Here is a 6,229-nt window from a genome sequence, read left to right as displayed (position 1 = left end):
CGCCATACGGATAAAATCTTTGGCATCTAACTGACCGCTGGCATAAACGATGGAACTTGCCGGTGTACCGATAACAAGCCAGAAAGCCATGGAAGTAGCTATCGCTAAGCCTACACCTACAAGTATCGGGTTCGTACCCGACGATTGGGCCATCTCCAAAACTACAGGTCCAATCACGGCCACAGTAGCACCGGCGCTCATGAGATTGGTCAGAAGTGCGCCGATGACCACCACCATTAGGATCAGAGGTATGCCATTCTCAATTCCCAGTGGCTTCACCAGACCGATCAGATTGTCAGCCAGCCATTTGGCAGCACCGCTATCCTTAAAAACAACTCCCAGTGAAATCGCTCCTGCGTAAAGTATAATCACACCCCAGCTGACGTTTGTTTCATAATCTTTCCAGGAAGTCAGGCCGAGAAGCATGTAGAGTACAGCGCCGGTTATTGCGACACCACCTAAACCTAGAGAAAACCCTAATATGCTATTAGTGACGGTCTTGTCAGTGATCCACATGAAGATCATCAGCAGCATGATGCCACCAACCAACCACTGTTTTGTTGTCATTTTACCGTGTTTCTCGAGATCCTCCTTTAGCGTAGCGACAGCACCGGAAAGATCCTTCACTTCCGGTTTAAAAAGCAGCGGCAGAAGGAACGTCATGACAGCAGACATTGCAACCATATAAAAGACGCCCATGATCATCCACTGGAAGAAATCTACCTCCACTCCGATATTTGACAGAAACCCGATCATGATGGCGTTTCGGGCACCTCCTGTGGGACTCATGGGTGCACCTACCATACAGCCGATGGCAATGGAGATCATTAACAGTTTTCCCAATCTTGGTGCAGATGTTACCTTGTTTGTCAATGTATAAAGGGCTAAAGCGATAGGAACGTACATTGGAGCAATGGATGCCTCATTTATAAATGCAGATGGAATGGCGGTGCCTAATATCAAACCGAGAACAATATTTCTCGTCTTGGTTCCCGAAATTTTAACCACGAGCATTCCGATCCGCTTGTCCAAGCCGTGTTTCACCAGAGTGGCGCCGATGGCCAGCGATCCAGCGATAAACCATACGGCATCATGAGCATATGTGGATACAATTTTGGCTGGTGCTGTTATCCCAAAAAAGAGCTGGACCAGTCCGATCAATAAAGCCACGGCGGGCATAGGTATTGCTTCGGTGGCAAAAAAGACAGTACACATGGCTAAAAGAGCGATAATAGTCTTAATATTTGAAGCAATATTTTCAACGGAAGTGTCAGATTGCTGCTCCACGGTCATAGCTTTGAATACAGATTCTGCATGAGCTGTCATGGAGGCAGGGGTGGGAATCAAAGAGAGAACCATAAAAACTACAATTCCAATGGCGAGCCATTTGAAATCCGTCGTTTTGGCGAAACCGCCACCGTTCGACTTTTTTTCTTCCGTCATAAATCCTCCGAGGTTATGGCGCTATGTACTGATCTTTCCCTCCCACAACCGTCCGTATTACCTGCACATCTTTGATACTTACTGGATCGATATCGGTAAGGTCTTCTGATAAAACAACAAAGTCGGCCAGTTTCCCCGGTTCCAGTGTACCCAAGACATCTTCTTGGAATCCGGCGTAAGCGGCCCCGGAAGTGTAGCCCCGGAGTGATTCATCCACTGTAATCTTCTGTTCAGGATACCACCCTTCCGGATTCATCCCGTCGCGCGTCTGCCGAGTTACGCCGGCATAAATGCCGAGGATCGGCGAAAGGGGCGCCACCGTCCAGTCGGAGCCGAAAGCAATATTTACATCTTTATCCATAAGTGACCGGAATGCATAAGTTCCTTTCAAGACCTGCTCGCCAACCCTGTTCGCGGCCCACGATCCGTCATCCACGACATGATACGGCTGCATGGAGGTGGTGATCCCGAGGGCGGCAAAACGATTGATGGCTTCAGGCGTGAGGTGCTGGGCATGCTCTATCCTCAAGCGGCGGTCTCTTTCTCCGCTCTCCAGTGAGATGGCCTCATACTCGTTCAGCATCCAGTCGTTGGCCCGGTCGCCGATAGCGTGAATCATGAGCTGAAGTCCACTTTTATCAGACGCATGAAGAATTTCACGGAACTTGACTGTATCAGCCATCACCACAAGACCGCTCGTTGCAGGGTCATCTCTGTACGGATCGTACATCCACGCCGTTCTTGAACCTAGAGAGCCATCCATCATAGCTTTGATGCCGCCCCACCTCAACCACTGATTCCCTCTTCCGTTCTCTTCTATGAAGGCGACAAGGCGTTCCCAGTTGGTGTACCACGGGACGGCGTAGATGCGCAGCTTCAACTGTCCTTTCTTGTCAGCGCGAAGATAGGTCTGGAAATCTTCCCACGAGCACATATCGTGCACCTGGGTAACGCCCTGGGAGACAGCAAACTCCATGGCCCTTGCTAATGCTTTGTCCATCTCTTTGTCAGAAGGTTCAGGAATGACCGCTGTCACCAGAGATTGAGCCTCATCCTTCAGAATTCCTGTCGGTTCGCCAGAGAATGAATCGCGGACGATGATGCCTCCCGGAGGATCTGGAGTTTCAGCGGAGATCCCAGCCAACTCGAGCGCCTTAGAGTTTGCCAGCGACATGTGTCCGTCTAATCGCCCGACGAAGAGAGGTCTGTCTCCAGTGACAGCATCAATCCAATGGCGCGTCGGAAGCTCACCACCCCACAGTTCGTGGTCCCAGTCTCCGCCCTCGATCCAACTTCCAGAGGGGACAGACTGGACATATCTATCGATACGATGGACAAACTCATCCTGACTGTCCACATCGCGCAAGTTGATACTTGCCAGTTGAAATCCACCGCTTATGAAGTGGGTATGACTATCCATCAAGCCGGGGACTACGAAGCGGTCTGCCAAATCTACTATCTTTGAGCTGGGATCCTTCAAAGCACTGATCTCCTGATTCGATCCTACAGCCTTGATTCTATCGCCCATGACGGCAATTGCTTCCGCTCGCGTGCCGGCCTCAACGCCGGTCCAGATGTTACCGTTTATAAAGATAGTGTCAGCATTCTCATTCGTGCATCCACTCAAAATCAGTAGACCGGTTATCACTGCTCGCAGCATGACACAGTCCATTCTACTTTTCACTTCTTCTTCCTTTTTTTCCTCACAGCCGCCATCACTTTCCAGGCTACCTCCGGAATTTTCTCCAGTTCATTGAACTGTCCGGCCCCCTTAAGCCATTCACCCCCGTCGATGGTCACAACTTCACCGTTGATATAGCCAGCCCCATCACTCACCATGAACGAGGCAAGATTTGCGAGTTCCTCGTGCTCACCGAATCTGCCCAGCGGAATACGCTTTTTCATCTTCTTTTCAACGCCCAGTCCCGGAACGGTCAATCGTTTCCACGCCCCTTCCGTAGGGAACGGTCCCGGGGCGATGGCATTCGTGCGGATGCCGTATTTGGCCCATTCAACGGCCAGCGATCGCGTCATGGCAAGAACGCCCGCCTTGGCACAGGCTGACGGAACCACGTAGCCCGATCCTGTCCATGCATAGGTGGTTATAATATTGAGGACTGTACCACCTGAGTTTTCCATCATCTTCTTCGCTGCCGCCATAGTACAGTTGAAAGTACCGTGTAGAACGATGTCAATAATCACTCTAAACCCGCCCTCGGAGAGCTTTTCTGTCGGCGAAATGAAGTTTCCGGCAGCATTGTTGATGAGGACGTCTACAGCACCAAACTCATCAACAGTTCGTTCCACCATGGATTGAACTTCAGCCGTATCTCTAACATCGCATTGAACCGGTAATGCCTTTGCACCCGTAGTCCTCAGTTCAGCGGCTGTTCCTTCAAGCACTGCTTCCCGACGACCGGCAATGACAAGGTTCGCTCCGAGCTCGCAGAACCGCTGAGACATTGACTTGCCGAGACCTGTCCCACCCCCGGTTACAATAATTGTTTTGTCTTTCAGAAGATTTTTCTCAAACATGTTTCTACCCTTCCCTAAGTCTTCCTTGATTGTGAGACAGAATATAAGTGAGGTGAGCTATATGTAAAAAGGTGAAACGTAGAATCAATATCTGACTGTTCAAAACAGTCCGAACCAGGCAATTCGCTGACAATATTTCCCAATGAAGCATATCAACGGGGTGGTGCGTAACAGTTCTCTACTCTAAATTGTTACAGGCTTTACAGATGAAAGCAATCCTGTATGACAGTTTTGAAGGTCCCTTCAGAATCGATGACGTCCCTAAGCCGGAGGTACCGAATGACGGCGTCGTTATCGAGGTCAAGGCATCGGGCATCTGCCGCAGCGACTGGCACGGCTGGATGGGACACGATCCGGCCATTACATCTTTCCCACACGTGCCCGGTCATGAATGTGCCGGTACGATTTTGGACGTCGGCGCGGGCATCCAAAAGTGGGAACCGGGCGACCGCGTCACCACCCCGTTCTGCTGCGGCTGTGGCGTCTGTCCCCAATGCGAGGCGGGATTCCCCAATGTTTGCGATAATGACTACCAGCCTGGATTCACGGCTTGGGGTACGTTCGCCGAATACGTGGCCATTCGTTATGCGGATAATAATCTCGCCCGCCTTCCTGATGACCTGGATTATGTTTCCGCCGCAAGCCTCGGCTGCCGCTTCACAACCGCCTTCCGGGGTGTGGTTGATCAGGGATGCGTGAGGAAAAATCAGTGGGTAGCCGTCTATGGATGCGGAGGTGTGGGGCTGTCGGCAATCATGATTGCATCAGCGCTCGGCGCCAGAGTCATCGGCGTGGACATCAGCGAGGAGAAGCTTACACTGGCACAGTCTGCAGGTGCTGAAGAGACACTCAACGCCTCAGAGGTAACCAATCCAGCCACAGAGATACACGAGATAACGGACGGAGGGGCTCACGTCTCCATCGATGCCTTAGGCAGTACTGAGACTGCTACTAATTCTATCTGTTCACTCCGCAAACGCGGCCGGCATGTACAAATCGGTCTGACTGTAGGAGATGAAAGTGACGTCATCATCCCCATGGATCAGGTTATAGCGCGAGAAATGGAGATTGTCGGAAGCCACGGGATTCAGGCGAGCCGCTATAAGGAGGTTTTCAGTATGATTTCGGATGGAAAAATCGATCCCGGTCGGCTCGTGCAAAAGATAGTACCACTGGAGGATGCCGCCGCTGAACTGAAGGCGATGGCGGGTTTCGACTCGCTGGGAATGACGGTGATTAACAGGTTTTAATCGTCAATGGGACGTTACTATATATCCAATAAATTCAGCTATACTCTTGATTAAATCTTAGCACAGATACAGAATTCACATCTCTTTGATGACCCGGTTCCACTCTTCAACTCTAGCCTCGATCCATGACCAGTCGATCTCCTTGCCTACGTAGGAACCAGGCGGATAGACGCGGGTGGAATCTTCACGGTCGCGAAAGCAGATCTTATGCAGCTTGGCGAACGCCTCTAATGACTTAATATCGATTATCTCATACTGCTGCTTTTCATCACTCATAACATAATCCTTTCAACATGAAAAAGTGGTTTGGAATCCATCTGTTGCGCCTTAATGATACAAAGAATCAGACACATCGTCCATAAGAATCGACTTCTGCGGATAGCCGCCCCGGTAGATATCTTTACGCAACATTTTACCGTCCTCATTCCAGAAGACCCATTCACCACTTCGTTTGCCGTTATTATAGTTCCCCTGCTGCTGCTTCACACCGTTAGGATACCACTTCGTATATTGCCCGTTCAGGACACCACGCTGGTAGCTGGCTTCACTTTTCCTGTCCCCGTTATTATACCAGAACGTCCAGTGACCGTGGAGCTTATCATTGCTGAATTCTCCCTCCCGCTCTTTGCCGCCTTTCTCATAAAACCAGACAGTAGCGCCATCTTTCCTGCCCCGACTGTAAGAAGCGCGACCGCGGACAGCACCGTTGGAAAACCACCAGGTCCATTCACCATCCTTCTTGCCATGCGTGAGAAGACCTTTCTCCTTCTGCTGTCCGTTAGGATAATACACTATAGATTCGTCACCACCCCCGGCGCATGAGAGTAGAATTGTAATAACGAGGAGTACTATTATTCTCATTCTGTCAACCTGTTATGACCGACTCAGCGATAAAGTTAACGCTCAAGAGAAATTAAAACAATTGGGTCCCTCCGCTAAACTTCATCATTTTTCCGCATCTTTTGATCTATATTCAGACAGCTCGAAATTGCACTGTCATG

Annotated in this window: 6 protein-coding genes; 1 reads left to right on the top strand and 5 read right to left on the bottom strand. The window is 50.3% G+C overall.

The window, feature by feature from the left end; all coding sequences use genetic code 11:
• From QF669_09320 to QF669_09310, 3 genes are all read right to left on the bottom strand, one after another.
• The coding region (locus QF669_09320; GenBank protein ID MDP6457629.1) for a DASS family sodium-coupled anion symporter at positions 1-1,443 on the bottom strand (1,443 nt) is incomplete at its 3' end.
• Between the two features lie 13 nt (positions 1,444-1,456).
• Entirely contained in the window at positions 1,457-3,127 is a 1,671-nt protein-coding gene (locus QF669_09315; GenBank protein MDP6457628.1) for an amidohydrolase, read from the bottom strand.
• Positions 3,124-3,978, bottom strand: a complete 855-nt coding sequence (locus QF669_09310) for an SDR family oxidoreductase (GenBank protein ID MDP6457627.1) — start codon at positions 3,976-3,978, stop codon at positions 3,124-3,126. The genes QF669_09315 and QF669_09310 overlap by 4 nt, the downstream gene beginning before the upstream one ends.
• A 206-nt stretch (positions 3,979-4,184) precedes the next feature.
• Between QF669_09310 and QF669_09305 the strand changes: the two genes are divergently transcribed.
• Positions 4,185-5,228, top strand: coding sequence for a zinc-dependent alcohol dehydrogenase family protein (locus QF669_09305; protein MDP6457626.1), 1,044 nt, complete (start codon positions 4,185-4,187; stop codon positions 5,226-5,228).
• A 75-nt stretch (positions 5,229-5,303) separates the two neighbouring features.
• Here QF669_09305 and QF669_09300 read toward each other — a convergent pair whose 3' ends face one another.
• Positions 5,304-5,504 (bottom strand): hypothetical protein, encoded by a 201-nt coding sequence (locus QF669_09300; GenBank protein MDP6457625.1) that lies wholly within the window; start codon positions 5,502-5,504, stop codon positions 5,304-5,306.
• A gap of 51 nt (positions 5,505-5,555) precedes the next feature.
• On the bottom strand, positions 5,556-6,089 hold the full coding sequence (locus QF669_09295; GenBank protein ID MDP6457624.1) for a toxin-antitoxin system YwqK family antitoxin: 534 nt from the start codon (positions 6,087-6,089) through the stop codon (positions 5,556-5,558).
• Positions 6,090-6,229: the final 140 nt, after the last annotated feature.

It is taken from the genome of Candidatus Neomarinimicrobiota bacterium (assembly GCA_030743815.1).
GTDB lineage: Bacteria > Fidelibacterota > Marinisomatia > Marinisomatales > S15-B10 > UBA2146.
Note: the sequence above shows the minus strand (reverse complement) of the source record. Positions and strands in the feature narration are given on the sequence as shown.